Raw genomic sequence first — 19527 nt, 5'->3', positions numbered from 1 at the left:
GGATGTTCATGACACGAAATAGCACGGCAATCCGTATACAGCACCGTATACAGCCATGGATACAACCGCTGTCGAGAGCTCCGCGCCATTAGCCGGTCGCCACGAATCAGGGCTCGGCGAAGAGTACGAGAACGAACCTGTCCCGCTGTCCGCGCGCAAGTCGTTGTTCGCAGTGTCGGCGGTGTGGGTGGGCTTCCCGATGATCATGACTTCGGCGGTGTTCGCCGGCATCGTGGTCTACAACCTGGGCTTCGTCACCGGGATGCTCGCGATTGTCGTCGGCGACCTGATCCTGATGGCGTACGTGGGCGCCTTGAGCTATCTCGCCGGGCGGTCGGGCAAGAACTTCGCGCTCACTGCCGCGGACACCTTCGGTGCCAGGGGCTTTCGGATCGTGTCGGCGTTCCTGTCGACGTTGGTCATCGGCTGGTTCGCTTTCCAGACCGGCATGGTGGGAACGACGCTCAACCTCTCGATGGGCTGGAGCGCGCCCTGGATCACCCTGCTGGCCGGCGTGCTGTTCGTGGCGCTCACCTTCGTCGGGATCCGGGCGATCTCCTGGATCGGCGTAGTGGCATCGGCATTGTTCATCCCGCTCGGTGTGGTGGCGGTGATGTTGGCCGCGTCCTCGCCCGGCGGCCTGGGTTCGGCACTGTCGTATGGCGGCGGAGCCGGTGCGGCCGCTTTCAGTTTCGGTGTGGCCGTGACGATGGTGTTCGCCTGCTTCGTCGACTCGGGCACCATGACCGCGGACTTCACCCGATGGGCCCGCAACGGCAGGGAAGGCGCGCTGGCGGCATTCGCTGCGTTTCCCGTCGCCTACTTCATCGCGCAACTCGTCGGGGCGCTGATCGTCGCACTCGGCGCGGCGGCAGCGGCCGGTACCGCAGGCGGTGATTTCCTGCACGTGCTGGTGGGCGGTGGCGGAATTCTGGTGCCGCTGGCCATCGCGTTCGTGTTCGTCAACCTCGGCAGTGTGTGTGCGCACTGCCTGTACAACGGTGCCGTCGGCTTCGGCAACATCACCGGAAAGACCATGCGCCAGTTGACGATCGTGCTCGGAATCATCGGCACCATCGCTGCAGTCGCCGGCATCTGGTCTTACTTCGCCACCTGGCTGAACATCCTCGGTGTGCTGGTCCCGCCGATCGGCATCGTGCTTATCCTCGATCAGCTGGTGTTCGCCCATCGTCGAGAGTCGATCGGCGGAGTTTACTGGAAGCCGTTCGCCGCGTGGGGGATCGGCGCAACGGTGGCATTGGCGACGCACTTCTACGCCCCTCAACTATCGGACGCCGTCGTGGCGATGGTCGTAGGCGGTCTTGCGTTCGCGGCACTGAGCTACCTGCCTGCGCGTGTGGTCCTGAGCGGGGAACCTGCATGACCGTCACCATCCAGGCCAACCCGTATGTGTGGCCCTACGACGGCGACATCCCTTCCGGCCGAACGGCGTTGATAAACATCGACTGGCAGGTCGACTTCTGCGGCGAGGGCGGATACGTCGACACCATGGGCTACGACCTGTCTTTGGTGCGGACCCCGCTCGGGTCGGCTCAGCAGGTACTGGCTGCGGCTCGGGCGGCGGGGCTGTTCATCATCCACACCCGCGAAGGGCATCGCCCCGACCTGTCCGACCTCCCCGCCAACAAGCGCTGGCGATCGGCCCAGATCGGCGCTGAGATCGGTTCCGTCGGCCCGTGCGGCCGTGTCCTCGTCCACGGGGAGCCTGGCTGGCAGCTGGTGCCCGAAATGGCCCCATTTCCAGGAGAACCCGTCATCGACAAGCCGGGCAAGGGCAGCTTCTACGCGACTGACCTCGAATTAGTATTGCGCAGCAACAACATTACACACATCATCTTCACCGGCATCACCACTGACGTCTGCGTGCACACCACGATGCGAGACGCCAATGACCGCGGCTACGAATGCCTCGTGGTATCGGATGCAACCGGTGCCACCGACTACGCCAATCATGTGGCGGCGCTGAACATGATCACCATGCAAGGCGGGGTGTTTGGCGCACACGCCACCAGTGCCGACGTCGTGGCGGCGCTGAAGGAGTTGCAGTGACGGCTGTCCGGGTCGACGAGCCGGTGTCGCTTCGCGACCGGGTCTACCTCGATCTCGGCAAGAAGCTCATGCTCGGCGAGATCGACCACCGCACCCGTCTGGTGGAGTCACAGCTGTGCGAGACGCTGAACGTCAGCCGTACCCCGCTGCGTGAGGCACTGGTGCGGCTGCACGCCGACGGGATGCTCGAGCGCAGGTCCGACGGGTACTACCCGGTGGCGCTGGACATTCCGGGTGTGCGCGATCTCTACGAGCTGCGGATCACCATCGAACTCCGCGGCATCACGCGGATCCTGGAGACCGACGAACTGCGCTATGACAAGGACAGGTTGGCCGTGTTGCGCGCGGAGTGGCTCGAACTGAAAGCCGCTTTGCCCGCGCCGGACGGTGACATGGTGCTGCGCGATGAGTCATTCCATATCGAACTGTCCGCAGCGTCCGGGAACACGGCGATGGTCGCGACGCTCGACAACCTCAACCGGCGCATCCGGCTCATCCGGATGTACGACTTCGTCACCGAGGAACGGGTGACGGCGACGATCGACGAGCACCTGGAGATCGTCGACCTTCTCCTCGACGATCAGCTCGCCGAAGGTCGCAAAGCCCTGCACGAACATGTCGGGGCGAGCTTCGAGGTCGTCGAGCGACGGGCACTGCGCGCACTGAGCGCCCGATCGCTCGGGCAATCGGTCACGTCGCTGGAGGCGCTGTGGACGTGAGCTCGGCAGCCTGACCCCAACGACCGCTGAACACGACCTGGTCCAGCGGTAGCCGCTCGCGTGGCCGCCCATCGCGCTCGGCAATCGCGTCGTCGACGTCCGCGTAGTCGCCCAGCGTCCCCAACGCCACGACCGTCAGCGGCCGCACCCCGTCCGGGATGCCGAACGCGGTGCGTGCGCCGTCGACGTCGTACCCGGCCATCGGGTGTGCGATCAATCCACGCGACACCGCCTCGACGGTCATCTGGGCGATGGCCGCTCCGGCGTCGACCGCCGCGTACACAGCGGTGCGGTCGTCTTCGCCTTCGTCGGCGCACACCAGGATCAGTGCGCCGGCAGCATGCGCGTAACTGTTGCCGCGTTTGAGGAGGCCGGCCAGTGTGGTGAACGTCTCGTCCGGTGCTGTTTCTGCTCCTCGCGTCAGGGAGCGGACGCCCACCACGAACCGCACCGGCTGGCGATGCCCCCAGGTCGCCGCCCAGCGTGCCGCTTCCAGCACGGCGGTGAGCTGTTCAGGCGTGATGGTCGAGTCGGGGTCGAACGCCCGCGGGCTCCAGCGGGCCGCGAGAGCGGGGTGGATCGGGACGCTGGTGGCTGCCAGCCGATCGCTCGGCGCGTCGGGCACGTCCGTCAAGTTACCGGCGGACAAAATCGCGTGCGCGTCTCCCTTATCCTTGTTGGGACTCATCCCCGCACTTTGAAGGGCAGACAGTGGCGCTCGTCGTACAGAAATACGGCGGATCCTCGGTTTCAGATGCTGACCGGATCCGCCGAGTCGCCGAGCGCATCGTGGAGACCAAGAAGGCCGGCAACGACGTCGTCGTGGTCGTCTCCGCGATGGGCGACACCACCGACGACCTGCTTGATCTGGCCCGGCAGGTCTCTCCGGCCCCTCCCGCACGCGAGATGGACATGCTGCTCACCGCCGGTGAGCGGATCTCCAATGCGCTCGTCGCGATGGCCATCGAGTCGCTGGGCGCGCAGGCCCGCTCGTTCACCGGGTCCCAGGCCGGCGTGATCACCACGGGAACCCACGGCAACGCCAAGATCATCGACGTCACCCCGGGCAGGCTGCGTAGCGCGCTGGACGAGGGACTGATCGTGCTGGTCGCCGGGTTCCAGGGCGTCAGCCAGGACAGCAAGGACGTCACGACGCTGGGCCGCGGCGGATCGGATACCACCGCGGTGGCACTGGCCGCGGCGCTGAAGGCCGATGTCTGTGAGATCTACACCGATGTCGACGGCATCTTCACCGCCGACCCTCGCATCGTGCCCAATGCCCGCCATCTCGACACCGTCTCCTTCGAGGAGATGCTTGAGATGGCGGCGTGCGGGGCCAAGGTGCTGATGTTGCGGTGTGTGGAGTACGCCCGCCGCTACAACGTGCCCATTCACGTCCGCTCGTCCTATTCAGACAAGCCGGGCACCATCGTCAAAGGATCGATCGAGGACATCCCCATGGAAGACGCCATTCTGACCGGAGTAGCCCACGACCGCGGCGAAGCCAAGGTCACCGTGGTCGGATTGCCCGACGTACCCGGCTATGCCGCGAGGGTGTTCCGCGCGGTCGCCGACGCCGACGTGAACATCGACATGGTGCTGCAGAACATCTCCAAGGTCGAGGACGGCAAGACCGACATCACCTTCACCTGCCCGAGGGACAACGGGCCGGGCGCGGTGCAGAAGCTGACGTCCCTGCAGGATGAGATCGGGTTCAGCCAGGTGCTGTACGACGATCACATCGGGAAGGTGTCGCTGGTGGGCGCCGGCATGCGCAGCCATCCCGGCGTCACCGCGAAGTTCTGCGAGGCGCTGGCCGAGGTCGGCGTCAACATCGACTTGATCTCCACCTCCGAGATCCGCATCTCGGTGCTGGTCAAAGACACCGAATTGGATAAGGCCGTCGCAGCGTTGCATGAGGCGTTCGGCCTCGGCGGTGACGAAGACGCTGTTGTCTACGCGGGGACGGGGATCTAGAAATGGTGAACATCGGAGTCGTCGGCGCCACCGGCCAGGTCGGCCAGGTGATGCGCGCCCTGCTGGAGCAGCGCAATTTCCCCGCCACGACGGTTCGGTTTTTCGCCTCGGCACGCTCGGAGGGCAAGAAGCTGACCTTCCGCGGCCAGGAGATCGAGGTCGAGAACAGCGAGACCGCCGACCCGTCGGGGCTGGACATCGCATTGTTCTCGGCCGGCGCGACCATGTCGCGCGTGCAGGCGCCGCGGTTCGCCGCGGCCGGAGCGGTCGTCGTCGACAACTCGTCGGCCTGGCGCAAGGACCCCGAGGTGCCGCTCGTCGTCTCCGAGGTGAACTTCAAGCGTGACGCGGGGCAGCGCCCGAAAGGCATCATCGCCAACCCGAACTGCACCACGATGGCCGCGATGCCGGTGCTCAAGCCGCTGCACGAGGAAGCCGGCCTCACCCGGCTGATCGTGTCGAGCTATCAGGCCGTGTCGGGCAGCGGACTGGCCGGTGTGGAAGAACTTGCCTCGCAGGCCCGTGCCGTCATCGACGGGGCTGAGCAGTTGGTGCATGACGGCTCGGCGCTGGACTTCCCGGCGCCGGTCTCCTACGTCGCGCCGATCGCGTTCAACGTGGTGCCGCTGGCGGGTTCGCTGGTCGACGACGGCTCAGGCGAGACCGATGAAGACCAGAAACTGCGCAACGAGAGCCGCAAGATCCTCGGCATCCCTTCGCTGGCTGTGAGCGGCACCTGTGTGCGTGTCCCGGTGTTCACGGGGCACTCTTTGTCGATCAATGCTGAGTTCGCAGAGCCTCTTTCGGTTGCCCGGGTGACTGAGCTGCTTTCGGGAGCCCCAGGCGTGAAACTGGTCGACGTGCCAACTCCGCTGGCTGCCGCAGGCGTCGACGAGTCGCTCGTCGGCCGGATCCGCCAGGATCCCGGGGTGCCCGACGGGCGCGGCCTCGCACTCTTCGTGTCCGGCGACAACCTGCGAAAAGGTGCGGCGCTGAACACGATTCAGATCGCCGAGTTGCTGGCCGCCGAGCTCTGACCCTGACGAGTGGTCCGCTGGTTCGTCGTTGCAGCGATAGCCGCTTCGCTGTGCCACGCCCCGACAGCCCACGCAAACCCTTTCCCTGAACCCGAGCTGCCGCCCTTGGCGCCCGGTCAGGTGCTGCGCATCGGACCAACGGCCGGAACCGGTACGCCCACAGGCGATTACGGCATCGGTGCCACTGATCTCTGTGAGTTCATGGAGTTTCCCAGCCGCGTGCTACAGGTGTGCGGGGACAGCTTCGCCGGTCAAGCCGTGGGGTTCGGGGGCTGGTATTCGCCGATCGCGCTGCATGTCGAACCCGACTCCATCGACGATCCCGCCGGTGTCCGCTACGACGGCGTCAGCGGGGTGGACACGCCGCTGCTGGCTGATCCGACCCCGCCGGGCAGTTCGCAGCTTCCGGCCGGCGTGGTGGCGATCAACCGGGAGAACTACATGATGGTCACCACCACCGCGGACCTGGAGCCGAAGTCCTCGCGGCTGGTGAAAGCCGATGCGGCGCAGGGAAACTGGGAAACCATTCCCGGATCGATTCGCGACGCGTCCTATCAGGGCGGCGGGCAATCGCAGATCAGTGGCTACTACGACCCGATCCCGAAAGCCGATTCGCTCAGCGGCTGGGTGTACATCGTCGCGAACAATTTCGATCGCAGTGGCCCGGTGTTCCTGTATCGGGCCACCCCACAGGCATTGACAGACCGGGCGGGCTGGCAGGGCTGGTCCGCGCAGGCCGGCTGGGGTCAACCGCCGACTGCCCTGTGGAACGACCGGGTGGGCGAGATGAGCATTCGGCAGATCGACGGCAAGTCGGTGCTGTCCTACTTCAACGCGAGCACCGGAAACATGGAGATGCGGGTAGCCGACGACCCGACGGGTCTGGGGGCCGCGCCGGTGACGACGGTGGTGTTCGCCAGCGAGTGGCCCGACCCGGTCGAGGCCCTGCCGCCGCCGGAGGTCAATCAATTGGCCCAGCCCTACGGCGGCTACATTTCGCCCGGGTCCACGATCGATCAGGTGCGGGTGTTCATCAGCCAGTGGAACACCGGGCCCCGCGGTGGCACGCCCTATCGCGTCATCCAGTATGCGGTGAACCCGATCAAGCCGTGGGAGTAGGTGTGGCCTGCGCCTGAGCTGCGGTCTCGCGGGTCCACCGGCACCTACCGTTGTGCCCGCCTATGCGCGACAGTGTCGCTGAAATAGCCTCAGGGGCAACATATGTCGCGATAGACCCATCTCGTGAGTCTCTCGCGTCCGCCTAGACTCAACAGCCGCACCTGCCACGCAATTTGGGCTGCCCGCCTATTAGCGACACTCTGTCGCTGGTCAGGCGGCAACGGAGATTGCTGGGCGCCAAAGAAATGTGCACGCCGGCCACGCTGGTGCCCTTCGCGTCCGCGTATGAAGCGCGCGGTGGCGGTCTGCGTCGCATTTTTCCGCCATACACGCGGGACGCCCTGCCTCAGCTGAATGCCATTGGCGCCCGGTTATATCCATGTCCACCTGGCCAGCGACAGTGTCGCTAGTATGCGGGCACGCAAAATTGCGTGATGCATGAGGCTATGGATAACCAGTATTGCCAGTGTGGTTTCGGCGGTGGTGCCAAAGTGGCTGGTATGGCCAGTGGGGCGATTTCCGCGACATTGTCGCGCACAGCCGGGCACATCGACACACCGCCGGAGAGCGCCAGGACGCTCAGGGGCCCGACGGACGCCCAGGGCTCGCCCGCCCCTTTCACAGCTGATTCATAGCTGATTCTTGATCGGCACCTGAACAACCCTCGCATGCTCAGGTCATGACAGAAAACCCGTCCTCGTCCGAACCCGCGACCGGTCCCGTCGTGACCCCTGAACCAGCGCGGCCGGTCACCACCACAGTCCCAGTGGAGCAAGCGCCGCGCGAGCGCAACCGCGTCACCCAAGCCGCCGCGTGGGTCGGCATCGTCGCGGGCGTCGTCTTCATCGTCACCGTGATCTTCGGAACTGGCTTCTTCCTCGGGGCACATTCCGGTGGCGGTGACCACCATCGCGGCGGCCACGACCGTCACGGGGTGATGTTCCACCGTGGCGGCCCGCCGATGGGTCCGCCGCACGGGATGATGCCGATGGGCCCGGGCCAGTTCGGCCAGGGCGGCCCGGGTGGCCCGCAGTTCCGTGGCCCGTCACAACCCGATCGTCCGGAAGCGCCGACTCCGACGTCGCCTGCCAGGCCTTAATCGGCTCTTTTTGACTGATTCCAGAAAGAGCGCATACTGGAATCGTGACCACGACGCATGACCACGACCCGAAGGCCCTGTTACGGGCCGTCGGGTTGCGGGTTACTGCGCCGCGGGCCGCGGTGCTCGATGTCCTTGCCACCAAGCCGCATTCGACTGCAGACGAGGTTGCCGGGCTGGTGCGCGAGAACCTGGGTTCCGTGTCGACGCAGGCCGTTTACGACGTGCTGCGGGCCTGCGTGACTGCCGGCCTGGTGCGGCGTATCGAGCCGGCCGGCTCGTCTGCCCGCTACGAGACCCGAACCGGCGACAACCACCACCACCTGGTCTGCCGGGTGTGCGGGCAGGTTGCCGACGTCGATTGCGCCGTAGGCGAAGCACCCTGCCTCGAGCCCTCCGACCTCGGCGGCTTCACGGTCGACGAGGCCGAAGTGGTGTTCTGGGGAGTGTGCGCCGGCTGCCAGGCCAGCAGCATCACCGCTTAGACCACATCTGCAGCCCGAAGGACGCCCCGGCCACCACCCCTCGGTGGCCGGGGCTTCCGGCTATTCGCCCAAGCGCTGGGCGGGTCGGCACGAATCGTGAGATTCTCGCTAACCATGACGCGCAATCGGGTACTGGTCGCAGTGCTCACTGTGCTGCTGACAGCGACCGGCTGCAGCCTGCGTGACGCGCAACCGGAGCGCGGTGCCGTGATGGTCTACGCGGTCGGCGACTGTGTCAGCGTTGCTGCGGGCACGCCCTCGGCGCCCGAGGTGGTGCGCCCGAACAAGGTGGATTGCTCGACTGACCCGAGCTACACCATCGGCGCCATCGCCGACGGCACCGGAGTGTGTCCGAGCCCCGAGTATCAACACCTGCCTTCCGAGCACGCCGATCCGTCTACTGCTCGCCTGTGCCTGGTGCCAAACCTCGTGACTCATCACTGCTACGAACTCGGCCTGCCGGCCGGTGTGATGGAACTGGCCGACTGCACGTCGCGCGGCGACGGCGTGATGGTGCAGGTGACGCACCGGCTCGACGTCCGTGACCAGGCCGCATGCCCTGTCGCGACGGGGCAGTTCGCGTGGCCGTACCCGTCGCCTGCACGCACCTACTGCACCCGGACCGTGTCCTGAATGGCATGATCAAAGCCATGCGTGCCGTGACTGTAGGTCTCGGGGTGGCCGGTCTCGCGTTGGCCTTGGCGGCACCGGTGGGTGCCCGCCCGTCGGACCCGGGTGTCGTGTCTTATGCCGTCATGCCGAAGGGTTCGGTAGGGAACATCGTCGGCGCCCCGATGCGGTGGGAGGCGGAATTCACTGAGCCGTTCCAGGGGTTCTCGGTGGATAACCCGGTCTGCAACAACTGGGCCGACGTCGGACTACCTGAGGTGTACAACGATCCGGACCTGGCGTCGTTCAACGGCGCCACCACCCGGACCGCTGCCGCCGATGACACCCATTTCGTCAAACAGGCCATCGGGGTGTATGCCAACCCCGACGCCGCAGATCGCGCATTCCACCGGGTCGTCGACCGGACGGTGGGCTGCTCGGGCCAGACCACCACGATGCATCTGGACAACTTCGTCAACCAGGTGTGGACCTTCACCGGCGGACCGGCCAGCGCGACGGACGCCGAATGGGTCAAACAGGAGGCCGGCACCGATCGGCGCTGTTTCACCACCACCCGTAAGCGCGAAAACGTTCTGCTGCAAGCCAAGGTGTGCCAGTCCGGCAATGGCGGCCCCGCGATGAACGTCCTGGCCGGCGCAATGCAGAACACGCTCGGGCAATAACGGGGTCGCGACTTGTCGGTGCCATCTGGAAGATGGAAGCAACCAGACGGTCCGACACCGGTAAGGACCGGGAGGGGTGGTTGCCATGGCCGTACCCATCAGGGCTGATCCAGGTCGCCTACCTACTCTGGAATTCACCAGCGCCGAGCAGGCCGCGGCGCATATCGGTGCGCACTGTCTGCAGGACGGTCCGGTCGGCCGGGTGGGCTTGGAGATCGAGGCGCACTGTTTCGACCTGACCGATCCGCTGCGGCGCCCGCACTGGGATGAGCTGTCCGCAGCGATCGCGGAGGTGCCGCCGCTTCCCGGGGGCAGCCGGATCACCGTGGAACCCGGCGGTGCGGTCGAGCTGTCCGGGCCTCCCTTCGACGGTCCGGCCGCTGCCATCGCCGGGCTGCTGGCCGATCGTGCCGTGCTGCGCGCGGCGTTCGCGCGTCGCGGTCTGGGGTTGGTGCTGCTCGGCACCGATCCGGTCCGGCCCACTCATCGGGTCAATCCGGGCTCGCGCTATCAGGCGATGGAGCAGTTCTTCGCGGCCAGCGGGTCGGCTGAGGCGGGTGCGGCGATGATGACGTCGACGGCCTCGGTTCAGGTCAACCTCGACGCCGGTCCCCGCGACGGCTGGGCGGACCGCGTGCGGCTGGCTCATGCGCTGGGCCCGACGATGATCGCCATCACCGCGAACTCCCCGCTGCTGGGCGGGCGGTTCACCGGTTGGAGTTCCACCCGCCAATGGGTTTGGGGTCAGCTCGATTCCGCGCGGTGCGGGCCGATCCTCGGCGTCGACGGAGCTGACCCGGCCAGCGACTGGGCGCGGTACGCCATGCGCGCGCCGGTGATGCTGGTCAACACTCCCGATGCGGTCCCGGTGACGAATTGGGTTCCGTTCGCCGACTGGGCCGACGGCCGGGCCGTGCTCGGCGGCCGGCGACCCACCGAGGCGGACCTCGACTACCACCTGACGACGCTGTTCCCCCCGGTGCGGCCGCGGCGGTGGTTGGAGATCCGGTATCTGGACAGCGTTCCGGACGCCCTGTGGCCCGCGGTGGTGTTCACCCTCACCACGCTGCTCGACGATCCATCTGCCGCCGACATCGCGGCCGAGGCCACCGCGTCTGTGGCCACCGCATGGGACCGCGCCGCCAGGGCTGGACTGGCCGATCGTCGTCTCCGGGCAGCCGCGCTCACCTGCGTGCAAACCGCGGCCGAGCGGGCACCGGGCGAACTCGCGGAATCGATGGGGCAGCTGATGCGTTCGGTCGAACAGGGACGGTGCCCGGCCGACGACTTCGCCGATCGGGTGGTGCACCACGGAATCGCCGACGCGGTGAGCCAATTGGCGAAAGGTGAGCTTTGACCACACGCGAGACGTTGGCCGGTGAGCTGACCAGGGCGCGGGAGCGGACACTGCGGCTCGTCGACTTCGACGACGCCGAGCTGCACCGCCAGTACGACCCGCTGATGAGCCCGCTGGTGTGGGATCTCGCCCATATCGGGCAGCAGGAAGAGCTGTGGCTGCTGCGCGACGGGAACCCGAAGCGGCCGGGGATGCTGACGCCGGAGACCGACCGGCTCTACGACGCGTTCGTGCACTCCCGCGCCAGCCGAGTGGGCCTGCCGTTGCTGCCGCCCGCCGATGCCCGTGCCTACTGCGCGACGGTGCGGTCCAAGGCGCTCGACGCGCTCGACGCCCTGCCCGAGGAGGATTCGGCATTCAACTTCGGCTTGGTGATCAGCCACGAGAACCAGCACGACGAAACCATGCTGCAGGCGTTGAACCTTCGGACCGGGCCCGCGCTGCTCGACGCGGGCACCGCATTACCGGCCGGGCGGCCCGAGGTAGCAGGCACGTCGGTGCTGATTCCGGGCGGTCCATTCGTGCTCGGCGTGGACGAGCTGACCGAACCGCACTCCCTGGACAACGAACGGCCCGCACACACCGTCGACGTGGCGTCGTTCCGGATCGGCCGGGTGCCCGTGACCAACGCCGAATGGCGCGACTTCATCGACGACGGCGGCTACCGCCAGCCGCGGTGGTGGTCGCAACGCGGCTGGGCGCACCGGCAGGAAGCCGGGCTGACGGCCCCGCAGTTCTGGAACGCCGACGGAACGCGCACCCGGTTCGGCCATGTCGAGACCATCCCGGCCGACGAACCCGTCCAGCACGTGACGTACTTCGAAGCCGAGGCATACGCAGCCTGGGCAGGTGCACGGCTGCCGACGGAGATCGAATGGGAGAAAGCGTGTGCATGGGATCCGGTGGCCGGTGCTCGGCGCCGATTCCCTTGGGGCACTTCTGAACCCACCGATCTACTGGTCAATCTCGGCGGCGACGCACTTCGGCCCGCGCCGGTAGGGGCGTACCCGGCCGGTGCGTCGGCCTATGGTGTCGAGCAGATGCTGGGCGACGTCTGGGAGTGGACCAGCTCGCCGCTGCGGCCGTGGCCGGGCTTCACGCCGATGGTGTATGACCGCTACACTCAGCCGTTTTTCGATGGCGACTACAAGGTGCTGCGCGGCGGGTCGTGGGCGGTCGCCGCCGCGATCCTGCGGCCCAGCTTCCGCAACTGGGACCACCCGATCCGGCGGCAGATCTTCTCGGGTGTCCGGCTGGCCTGGGATGTGTAGGCATCTGGGTTGGCTCGGCGCGGCGCGTTCGGTCGCTTCGCTGGTCATGGATCCGCCGCAGAGTCTGCTGGTGCAGTCGTATGCGCCGCGGCGGCAGAAGCACGGCCTGATGAACGCCGATGGTTGGGGGGTGGGTTTTTTCGATCCCTGGGGGCAGGAGCGAAGCGACCCGGGGGAGGGTATGGCCGAGGCGCGCCGGTGGCGCAGCGACAAGCCCATATGGGGCGACGCGTCGTTCGCCTCGGTGGCACCCGCGTTGCGCAGCGGATGTGTGGTGGCCGCGGTGCGCTCGGCCACGATCGGCATGCCGATCGAGCCGTCGGCCTCGGCTCCGTTCAGTAACGGGCAGTGGTTGCTGTCGCACAACGGTTTGGTGGACCGGGCCGTGCTGCCATTGACCGGACACGCCGAATCCACTGTGGACAGTGCAATACTCGCAGCGCTGATTTTCGAGCGGGGCCTGGACGCCCTCGGTGAAACCATCACCGAGGTGGGCGAGCGAGATCCGAACGCCAGGTTGAACATCCTGGCCGCCAACGGTTCTCGTATGCTCGCCACCACGTGGGGCGACACGCTGTCGATGTTGCGCCTGCCCGACGGTGTGGTGCTCGCCAGCGAACCCTATGACGACGACCCCGGCTGGCAGGATATTCCGGACCGGCACCTGGTGGCCGTCCATGACGCTCACGTCGAGCTGACCACCCTGAAAGGACCGGCATGACGCTCTCTTTGTCGAACTATCTGGCCGCCGACTCCGCAGCCGCAGCCTTGCGCCGCGACGTACGTGACGGGCTGGCCAAGACGCCGAAGGAGCTGCCGCCCAAGTGGTTCTACGATTCGGTCGGCAGTGATCTGTTCGACCAGATCACCCGACTTCCCGAGTATTACCCGACCCGCACCGAGGCGCAGATCCTGAGGGAGCGATCGGCAGACATCGCCACGGCCGCCGGTGCCGACACTCTCGTTGAGTTGGGCAGCGGCACCTCGGAGAAGACCCGTCTGCTTCTGAATGCTCTGCGGGACAGCGGGCTGCTGCGCCGGTTCATCCCGTTCGACGTCGATGCCGGCGTGTTGCGGGCGGCGGGCGACGCGATCGGGCGCGAGTACCCCGGTATCGAGATCGACGCGGTATGTGGTGATTTCGAGGAGCACCTGGGTAACATTCCGCGGGTCGGCAGGCGGCTCGTGGTGTTCCTCGGTTCGACGATCGGCAACCTGACGCCCGGCCCGCGGGCGGATTTTCTGGCGACCCTCGCCGCGAGCCTGCAACCCGGCGACAGCCTGCTGCTGGGCACCGACCTGGTGAAGGACACCGGACGGCTGGTCCGCGCCTACGACGACAGTGCCGGCGTCACTGCGGCGTTCAACCGCAACGTGCTTGCCGTGGTGAATCGGGAACTCGACGCCGATTTCGACCTCGATGCCTTCGAGCACGTGGCGAAGTGGAACGAGGACGAGGAGCGCATCGAGATGTGGTTGCGGGCCCGTGCGTCGCAACAGGTGCGGGTGGCGGCGCTCGACCTCGACGTTGCGTTCGCCGCCGGTGAGGAGATGCTGACCGAGGTGTCCTGCAAGTTCCGCCAGGACGGCGTTGCCGCCGAACTTGCGAAAGCCGGTTTGCGACAGACACATTGGTGGACCGACCCGGCCGGAGACTTCGGCTTGTCGTTGGCGACGAAATGAGCCTCCCGCAGCAGTGGCGCGACGCCCGCCCCAAAGTCGCTGGGCTGCATCTGGACAGCGGCGCGTGCTCGCGGCAGAGCTTCGCGGTGATCGACGCCGCCACCACGCATACCCGACACGAGGCGGAGGTCGGCGGCTATGTGGCCGCGGAGGCCGCGGCCCCGGTGCTCGATGCCGGGCGTGCCGCGATCGCTGCGCTGACCGGGTTCGACGCGTCCGACGTCGTGTACACGACCGGCTCCAACCATTCGCTTGACCTGCTGCTCGGCAGCTGGCCGGGGGAGCGGACGTTGGCCTGTCTGCCTGGCGAGTTCGGGCCGAATCTGGCGGTCATGGGAGCCAACGGTTTTCAGGTGCGGTCGCTTCCGGTCGACGGTGACGGGCGTGTCGTCTTGGAGGAGGCCGCCCGGCAACTAGCTTCTGATCCACCGGCACTCGTGCATCTCACCGCGCTGGCCAGTCACCGCGGCGTTGCGCAACCGGTCGCCGAGATCGTCGCGGTGTGCCGTGCCGAAGGCATCCCGGTCGTCGTTGACGCCGCGCAGGCCCTTGGGCATCTCGACTGCAACGTCGGTGCCGACGCGGTGTACTCGTCGTCGCGCAAGTGGCTGGCCGGGCCGCGCGGGGTCGGCGCACTGGCGATCCGGCCGTCTTTGGCCGACCAGCTACAGCGGCGGCTGCCGCCTGCGGATTGGATTGTGCCGGTGAGCCTTCTGCAAAGTCTCGAGCACGGCGAGCACAACGCCGCGGCCCGCATCGGGTATTCGGTGGCGCTGGGCGAACACCTGGCGGCCGGGTCCGAACTCGTCCGCGAGCGGTTGGCTGAGGTGGGCCGCATGTCGCGGGAGCTGCTGGCCGACGTGGCAGGTTGGCGGGTGGTGGAGCGGGTTGACGAGCCCACCGCAATCACCACATTGGAACCGGTCGATGACTTTGATCCCGTTACGACAAGGGGCTGGCTGATCGCCGACCGCGGCATCGTCACCACCGCATGCGAGGTGCTGCGCGCGCCATTCGAGATGACCAAACCGGTGCTGCGGATATCCCCGCACGTCGACACGACTGTCGAGGACCTGGAGCACTTCGCCGAGGCGCTGCGCGAGGCGCCTTGATGGCGGGCGGTAGGGGCAAATCCTCGTGTCAGATCACTGCCAGGTTGGCCGCGCTGGCATTGCGGACCGCGTCAATGGGAATCGACTGATCGAGCGTCGCGAATCGGCCACCGTTGGCGGTGGCGAGCGCGAGTAGATATGCGTCGGTTACCTGGCGATGCCCGTGCAATCGTGAGTGGTCGATGAGTTCATCGTCGACGAGGCTGACGGAGCATGGCCAGTACTCGTGATGTTCGGTAGCGGCGGCACGGGCCAATCTGCCGATCGCCTGCGCGGGTGTCACCGGGCTGGGATATCGAGGCTGGCTGATGATGCGGACGAAGCCGTTTTGAGTGATGGCACACGATGCCCAGCCCTGGAAAATCTCGGCGCCGACCCACTGGCGAACCCGCTCGTGGTCGACGTGATCGCTATCGAGCAGCGCCATCAGGACATTGACGTCCAGCAGGGCGCGCGTCATACGGCTTCTTCGTCGCGTAGTCGGTCGACGAGAGCGTTGGACACGGCAGGCCCTCGATGTCCGAACGGTTCGAATCCATAGAAGCTTTCCGAACCTGTCCGGGGGGCTGCGCTCTGCTGTTGCGTCAGCGCCTGCCGGGCGAGGTCGGACAGAACCTCGCCTGCGGTGCGCTTTTCGCGGCGCGCCCGCTCCTTCACTGCGAGCAGTACGTCATCGTCCAAGGACAGTGTGGTGCGCATGCATCTGATGCTAGCGCATCACATGTATGTCGAACGTTAGATTTCACCCATGAGAACCACCACTAATCCGTCAGCGGCGATTGGTGATTCCGAAGCGGATCCGCGATCGCCTCGGCTTGCGCGGAAACCAACTGGTGGAGGTCACGGAGCGGGACGGTCGAATCGAGATTGAACCAGCGCCGACCGAAGTCGAACTGGTTCGGGAGGGTTCAGTCCTCTGCACGCCCGGATCGTTCGCGAGACGTTGGACCGCGTACGACGATGATCGCCCCCGTCACCAGTGTTCGTGCTGCGGTGTGAGCGCTACGTTCTGACCCAGTACGGTCACGAGTGTGTATCCGCCAATCGAGCCGTTCGAGAGCGGCATGCTGGACGTCGGCGACGGCAACCTTATGCACTGGGAGACCTCCGGAAATCCGGAGGGCTTGCCCGCGTTGGTGATTCACGGCGGGCCAGGCGGCGGTTGCGTGCCCGGGATGCGTCGGTACTTCGACCCGCAGAAGTACCGCGTGGTGCTGTTCGATCAACGGGGGTGCGGCCGCAGCACACCGCATGCCGGTGATCCTTCGGTCGATCTGGCCACCAACACCACTGACCATCTGATCGCCGACATGGAGCTGCTGCGAACCCATTTGGGCGTGGAGCGGTGGGTGGTCGCCGGCTGGTCGTGGGGCACGACGCTCGCGTTGGCCTACGCCGAACAACACCCGCAGCGTGTTGCCGCGATGAAGCTGACGGCCGTGACCACCACGACCCCGCGCGAGGTGCAATGGATCACCCGCGATGTCGGGCGCTTGTTCCCCGCCGAGTGGGCGCGTTTCCGCGCCGGGGTGCCCGAAGGCGAGCGAGACGGCAGCCTGGTCGACGCATACGCACGCCTGCTCGGCGACGACGACCCGAATGTGCGAGAGAAAGCGGCATGGGATTGGTGCGAATGGGAGGACTCCCACATCAACCTCGGGCCGGAACCTCGGCCGTGGCTTGTCACCAAGGGCCCGGACTTCCGGATGTGCTTTGCTCGCTTGGTCACTCACTACTGGCGGCACGCCGCGTGGCGGGATGAGAGCGAGTTGCTCGACAATGTCGGCAAGATCGCCCACATCCCGGCGGCGTTGATTCACGGCCGGCTCGATGTGAGCGGCCCGCACGACATCGCCTGGCAGCTCGCCCAGCGCTGGCCTGCGGCGCAGTTGCACATCGTGCCCGGGATAGGGCACGAGTCGGGCGGAGCGATGGGCGCGCTGGGTGTCGAGGCCCTCGACCGTTTCGCCGCACTCGCTCACGCACGACAGTGACGAAAATGCCGACAATTAGCGGTGTGGCGGGCAGCAGACACGCACGCTCGCGGAGCTAGCCCTCAGCCCTCAGCCGGCCTTGTGCGCGGTGAGCAGGAACGCCGGGAACTTGATGCGGCCCTTCTCGTCGCGGTCGTGCGGCGGCAATTCGAACGGGATGTCGGCGGGCATGGCCACCGCGTTCGCGTGGATGAACGCCGGACGGACGTCGTCGACCTCCCAGTGCTTCGACACCGCCGCCCGCAGCTCGTCCTCGTCCACCTCGTTGGGCTTGAACTCCAACTCGGCCGGGAATGCACCCTTGGCGAACACCAACACGAAGTAATTCGCGCCTGGCGCGGATGCCCGGTTGATGGACTTCAGGTAGCCGTCGCGGCCCTCGACCGGCAACGAGTGGAACAGGGTCGAGTCGATGACGGTGTTGAACCGGCCGTCGTACCCGGTGAACGACGTGATGTCGGCCTGGGCGAAGCTGGCCGTGGACAACCCGCGGACCTGCGCGGCCTTGTTGGCGGCGGCGATCGCGGTGGGGCTCAGATCCAGGCCGACGACGGTGTAGCCGTCCTCAGCCAGGGCCAACGACAGCTCGGCATGGCCACAACCTGCGTCAAGCACGTCACTGCGGAATTTCCCGGCCCGTTGCAGCGCGGCAAGCTCAGGCTGCGGTTCGCCGATATTCCAGGGCGGAGGACCTTCGAATCCGGCGTCTCCGCGATATGCGCCATCCCAGTCCAAGACGTCTTCAGATGCCATGCCAACCAACGTACGCGTGTCAGTCCCAGGTGTGGACCGGCTCGTTGCTGTGCATGCGCTGAACATAGAGCCGCAGCATTTCGGCCAGGGCTTCCGGCCGGGACCGACCGCCCTGCTGGAGTTCCTGCACCGTCGACACCTGCCACGCCGAGCCGGTCCGTCCGGTCTTGGCGCGGCCCTCGATGACACCGAGGTAGCGGTCGCAGACATCCCCGGCGACGCCCCAGCGGCGCAGGCCGTCGTGCGCGAGCGGCAGCAGCTGGCGCAGCACCAGCTCGTCCGGTGTCACTTCGCCGAGCCCCGGCCAGTACATCCGGGCGTCCATGCCGTACTGCGCCCCTGCCACGAAATTGTGTTGCGCCGCAGCGAAACTCATCTTCGTCCAGAGTGGCCGGTCCTCCTCTGAGAGGGTCCGCAACAGGCCGTAGTAGAACGCCGAGTTGGCCATCATGTCGATCACTGTCGGCCCGGCCGGCAGCACCCGGTTCTCGACTCGAAGGTGAGGACGCCCGTTGGCCCCCTCTCCTACGACGTCGTACACGGGCCGGTTCCACCGGTAGATGGTGCCGTTGTGCAGCCGCAGCTCTGACAGCTTCGGTGCGCGGCCGGCAGCCAGTTCGGCGACCGGGTCCTCATCGGACACTTCGGGCAGCAGCGACGGGAAGTACCGGACGTTCTCCTCGAACAGGTCGAAGATCGAGGTGATCCAGCGCTCGCCGAACCACACCCTCGGCCGCACGCCCTGCGTCTTGAGTTCGTCGGGCCGGGTGTCGGTGGCTTGGGTGAACAGTTCGATGCGGGTCTCAGCCCACAGCTGGTGGCCGAAGAAGTACGGCGAGTTCGCCCCGACCGCCAGCTGCGGCCCGGCAAGCACCTGTGCGGCGTTCCAGTTCTTTGCGAAATCGGCGGGGGAGACCTGCAGGTGCAACTGCATGCTGGTGCAGGCCGACTCCGGGGCGATCGACGCCGCCTGCAGGCTCAGTCGTTCCGGCCCGGAGATGTCGATCGCCATGTCCTCGCCGCGGGCGGTGAAGATGGAGTCGTTGAGCGCCTGGTATCGCGTCGACTCGCTCATCCAGCTTCCCGAAAGGTGTTCGGGCATAAGCGTAGGCAGGATGCCGACCATCACGATGTGTGCGCCGTCCTCGTTCGCCTTGGCCTCGGCGGCGTTGAGGCTCGCGCGCACCTCACTCTCCAACTCCAGCGCGGCGCGGCCCGGAAGTGGTCGCGGCGGCACGTTGAATTCGATGTTGTACGCGCCCAATTCGGTCTGATACGCGGGATCGGCGATGGAGTCAAGCACCTCCCGGTTGCTCATCGCGGGCTGATAGTGACTGTCGACCAGGTTGCACTCGATCTCCATGCCGGTGAGCGGGCGCTCGAACTCGAAACTGGACTGAGCGAGCATGGTTTCGAACACATCGAGGCACAGCTGCACCTTGCGGCGGTACTCCTGGCGGTGCGCCCGGCTGTACTCGGTGTGTTTGACCTCTTCGCCCACACCGCGATGCAACAACGTCGAGTGGTCTCCGCGCAACGGAATCGCGTAATAGGGTCGA

At 66.6% G+C, this 19527-nt stretch carries 21 protein-coding genes and 1 pseudogene; 17 read left to right on the top strand and 5 right to left on the bottom strand.

Annotated features, from left to right (window positions below; all coding sequences use genetic code 11):
* Window positions 1-55 precede the first annotated feature (55 nt).
* From ABQF30_RS11545 to ABQF30_RS11535, 3 genes are read left to right on the top strand one after another with little or no spacing between them, the layout of a single operon-like run.
* Window positions 56-1384, top strand: a complete 1329-nt coding sequence (locus ABQF30_RS11545; protein ID WP_448463701.1) for a cytosine permease — start codon at window positions 56-58, stop codon at window positions 1382-1384.
* Entirely contained in the window at window positions 1381-2070 is a 690-nt protein-coding gene (gene biuH / locus ABQF30_RS11540; protein ID WP_448463699.1) for a biuret amidohydrolase, read from the top strand. The genes ABQF30_RS11545 and biuH overlap by 4 nt, the downstream gene beginning before the upstream one ends.
* Window positions 2067-2789 carry a GntR family transcriptional regulator gene (locus ABQF30_RS11535; protein WP_448463697.1) on the top strand — a complete coding sequence of 241 codons (723 nt, stop codon included), beginning with the start codon at window positions 2067-2069 and terminating at the stop codon, window positions 2787-2789. The genes biuH and ABQF30_RS11535 overlap by 4 nt, the downstream gene beginning before the upstream one ends.
* On the opposite strand, the gene ABQF30_RS11530 is transcribed toward ABQF30_RS11535, so the two are convergent.
* Complete coding sequence (locus ABQF30_RS11530; RefSeq protein ID WP_448463695.1) at window positions 2761-3414, bottom strand: nitroreductase family protein; 654 nt, start codon at window positions 3412-3414, stop codon at window positions 2761-2763. The genes ABQF30_RS11535 and ABQF30_RS11530 overlap by 29 nt on opposite strands.
* An 86-nt stretch (window positions 3415-3500) precedes the next feature.
* On the opposite strand from ABQF30_RS11530, the gene ABQF30_RS11525 reads away from it, so the two are divergent.
* The 12 genes from ABQF30_RS11525 (at window position 3501) to egtE (ending at window position 15221) form a co-directional block, all read left to right on the top strand.
* The gene (locus tag ABQF30_RS11525) at window positions 3501-4766 is read left to right on the top strand and encodes an aspartate kinase (RefSeq protein WP_448463693.1); all 1266 of its coding nucleotides are present in this window, start codon (window positions 3501-3503) and stop codon (window positions 4764-4766) included.
* 2 nt (window positions 4767-4768) lie between these two features.
* Complete coding sequence (locus tag ABQF30_RS11520; protein WP_448463691.1) at window positions 4769-5803, top strand: aspartate-semialdehyde dehydrogenase; 1035 nt, start codon at window positions 4769-4771, stop codon at window positions 5801-5803.
* A 36-nt stretch (window positions 5804-5839) separates the two neighbouring features.
* A complete protein-coding gene (locus ABQF30_RS11515) occupies window positions 5840-6922 on the top strand; it encodes a DUF4185 domain-containing protein (RefSeq protein ID WP_448464934.1) in 1083 nt (360 codons plus the stop codon).
* Between the two features lie 679 nt (window positions 6923-7601).
* Window positions 7602-8021: a hypothetical protein gene (locus tag ABQF30_RS11510; RefSeq protein WP_448463689.1), complete on the top strand. Its 420-nt coding sequence runs from the start codon at window positions 7602-7604 to the stop codon at window positions 8019-8021.
* A 44-nt stretch (window positions 8022-8065) separates the two neighbouring features.
* Entirely contained in the window at window positions 8066-8506 is a 441-nt protein-coding gene (locus ABQF30_RS11505) for a Fur family transcriptional regulator (RefSeq protein ID WP_448463687.1), read from the top strand.
* A gap of 114 nt (window positions 8507-8620) precedes the next feature.
* Entirely contained in the window at window positions 8621-9139 is a 519-nt protein-coding gene (locus ABQF30_RS11500; RefSeq protein WP_448463685.1) for a hypothetical protein, read from the top strand.
* Window positions 9140-9156: 17 nt separating this feature from the next.
* Window positions 9157-9798, top strand: a complete 642-nt coding sequence (locus tag ABQF30_RS11495; protein WP_448463683.1) for a sensor domain-containing protein — start codon at window positions 9157-9159, stop codon at window positions 9796-9798.
* Window positions 9799-9883: 85 nt separating this feature from the next.
* Complete coding sequence (gene egtA, locus ABQF30_RS11490; protein ID WP_448463681.1) at window positions 9884-11155, top strand: ergothioneine biosynthesis glutamate--cysteine ligase EgtA; 1272 nt, start codon at window positions 9884-9886, stop codon at window positions 11153-11155.
* On the top strand, window positions 11152-12426 hold the full coding sequence (egtB, locus tag ABQF30_RS11485) for an ergothioneine biosynthesis protein EgtB (RefSeq protein WP_448463679.1): 1275 nt from the start codon (window positions 11152-11154) through the stop codon (window positions 12424-12426). The genes egtA and egtB overlap by 4 nt, the downstream gene beginning before the upstream one ends.
* Complete coding sequence (gene egtC, locus ABQF30_RS11480) at window positions 12419-13147, top strand: ergothioneine biosynthesis protein EgtC (RefSeq protein WP_448463677.1); 729 nt, start codon at window positions 12419-12421, stop codon at window positions 13145-13147. Before egtB ends, egtC begins: the two co-directional genes overlap by 8 nt.
* A complete protein-coding gene (gene egtD / locus ABQF30_RS11475) occupies window positions 13144-14109 on the top strand; it encodes an L-histidine N(alpha)-methyltransferase (protein WP_448463675.1) in 966 nt (321 codons plus the stop codon). Before egtC ends, egtD begins: the two co-directional genes overlap by 4 nt.
* A complete protein-coding gene (egtE, locus tag ABQF30_RS11470) occupies window positions 14106-15221 on the top strand; it encodes an ergothioneine biosynthesis PLP-dependent enzyme EgtE (protein WP_448463673.1) in 1116 nt (371 codons plus the stop codon). Before egtD ends, egtE begins: the two co-directional genes overlap by 4 nt.
* Before the next feature lie 28 nt (window positions 15222-15249).
* On the opposite strand, the gene ABQF30_RS11465 is transcribed toward egtE, so the two are convergent.
* Entirely contained in the window at window positions 15250-15681 is a 432-nt protein-coding gene (locus ABQF30_RS11465; protein WP_448463671.1) for a TA system VapC family ribonuclease toxin, read from the bottom strand.
* Complete coding sequence (locus ABQF30_RS11460; protein WP_448463669.1) at window positions 15678-15920, bottom strand: ribbon-helix-helix domain-containing protein; 243 nt, start codon at window positions 15918-15920, stop codon at window positions 15678-15680. The genes ABQF30_RS11465 and ABQF30_RS11460 overlap by 4 nt, the downstream gene beginning before the upstream one ends.
* A gap of 49 nt (window positions 15921-15969) precedes the next feature.
* Here ABQF30_RS11460 and ABQF30_RS11455 point away from each other — a divergent pair.
* A pseudogene (locus ABQF30_RS11455) lies at window positions 15970-16185 on the top strand (AbrB/MazE/SpoVT family DNA-binding domain-containing protein).
* Between the two features lie 67 nt (window positions 16186-16252).
* Window positions 16253-17215: a prolyl aminopeptidase gene (gene pip / locus ABQF30_RS11450; protein WP_448463667.1), complete on the top strand. Its 963-nt coding sequence runs from the start codon at window positions 16253-16255 to the stop codon at window positions 17213-17215.
* 69 nt (window positions 17216-17284) lie between these two features.
* Here pip and ABQF30_RS11445 read toward each other — a convergent pair whose 3' ends face one another.
* Both ABQF30_RS11445 and ABQF30_RS11440 read right to left on the bottom strand, forming a co-directional pair.
* Complete coding sequence (locus ABQF30_RS11445) at window positions 17285-17968, bottom strand: class I SAM-dependent methyltransferase (RefSeq protein ID WP_448463666.1); 684 nt, start codon at window positions 17966-17968, stop codon at window positions 17285-17287.
* 19 nt (window positions 17969-17987) lie between these two features.
* The gene (locus ABQF30_RS11440) at window positions 17988-19469 is read right to left on the bottom strand and encodes a glutamate-cysteine ligase family protein (RefSeq protein WP_448463664.1); all 1482 of its coding nucleotides are present in this window, start codon (window positions 19467-19469) and stop codon (window positions 17988-17990) included.
* Between the last annotated feature and the right edge of the window lie 58 nt (window positions 19470-19527).

Source organism: Mycolicibacterium sp. XJ870 (genome assembly GCF_053483975.1).
This window is presented reverse-complemented; position numbering and strand designations above follow the sequence as displayed.

Coding starts and splice junctions, on each gene's coding strand:
- ABQF30_RS11545 (WP_448463701.1), top strand. CDS start 56: ATGGATACAACCGCTGTCGAGAGCTCCGCGCCATTAGCCGGTCGCCAC.
- biuH (WP_448463699.1), top strand. CDS start 1,381: ATGACCGTCACCATCCAGGCCAACCCGTATGTGTGGCCCTACGACGGC.
- ABQF30_RS11520 (WP_448463691.1), top strand. CDS start 4,769: ATGGTGAACATCGGAGTCGTCGGCGCCACCGGCCAGGTCGGCCAGGTG.
- ABQF30_RS11510 (WP_448463689.1), top strand. CDS start 7,602: ATGACAGAAAACCCGTCCTCGTCCGAACCCGCGACCGGTCCCGTCGTG.
- ABQF30_RS11500 (WP_448463685.1), top strand. CDS start 8,621: ATGACGCGCAATCGGGTACTGGTCGCAGTGCTCACTGTGCTGCTGACA.
- ABQF30_RS11495 (WP_448463683.1), top strand. CDS start 9,157: ATGCGTGCCGTGACTGTAGGTCTCGGGGTGGCCGGTCTCGCGTTGGCC.
- egtA (WP_448463681.1), top strand. CDS start 9,884: ATGGCCGTACCCATCAGGGCTGATCCAGGTCGCCTACCTACTCTGGAA.
- egtC (WP_448463677.1), top strand. CDS start 12,419: ATGTGTAGGCATCTGGGTTGGCTCGGCGCGGCGCGTTCGGTCGCTTCG.
- egtD (WP_448463675.1), top strand. CDS start 13,144: ATGACGCTCTCTTTGTCGAACTATCTGGCCGCCGACTCCGCAGCCGCA.
- egtE (WP_448463673.1), top strand. CDS start 14,106: ATGAGCCTCCCGCAGCAGTGGCGCGACGCCCGCCCCAAAGTCGCTGGG.
- ABQF30_RS11465 (WP_448463671.1), bottom strand. CDS start 15,681: ATGACGCGCGCCCTGCTGGACGTCAATGTCCTGATGGCGCTGCTCGAT.
- ABQF30_RS11460 (WP_448463669.1), bottom strand. CDS start 15,920: ATGCGCACCACACTGTCCTTGGACGATGACGTACTGCTCGCAGTGAAG.
- ABQF30_RS11445 (WP_448463666.1), bottom strand. CDS start 17,968: ATGGCATCTGAAGACGTCTTGGACTGGGATGGCGCATATCGCGGAGAC.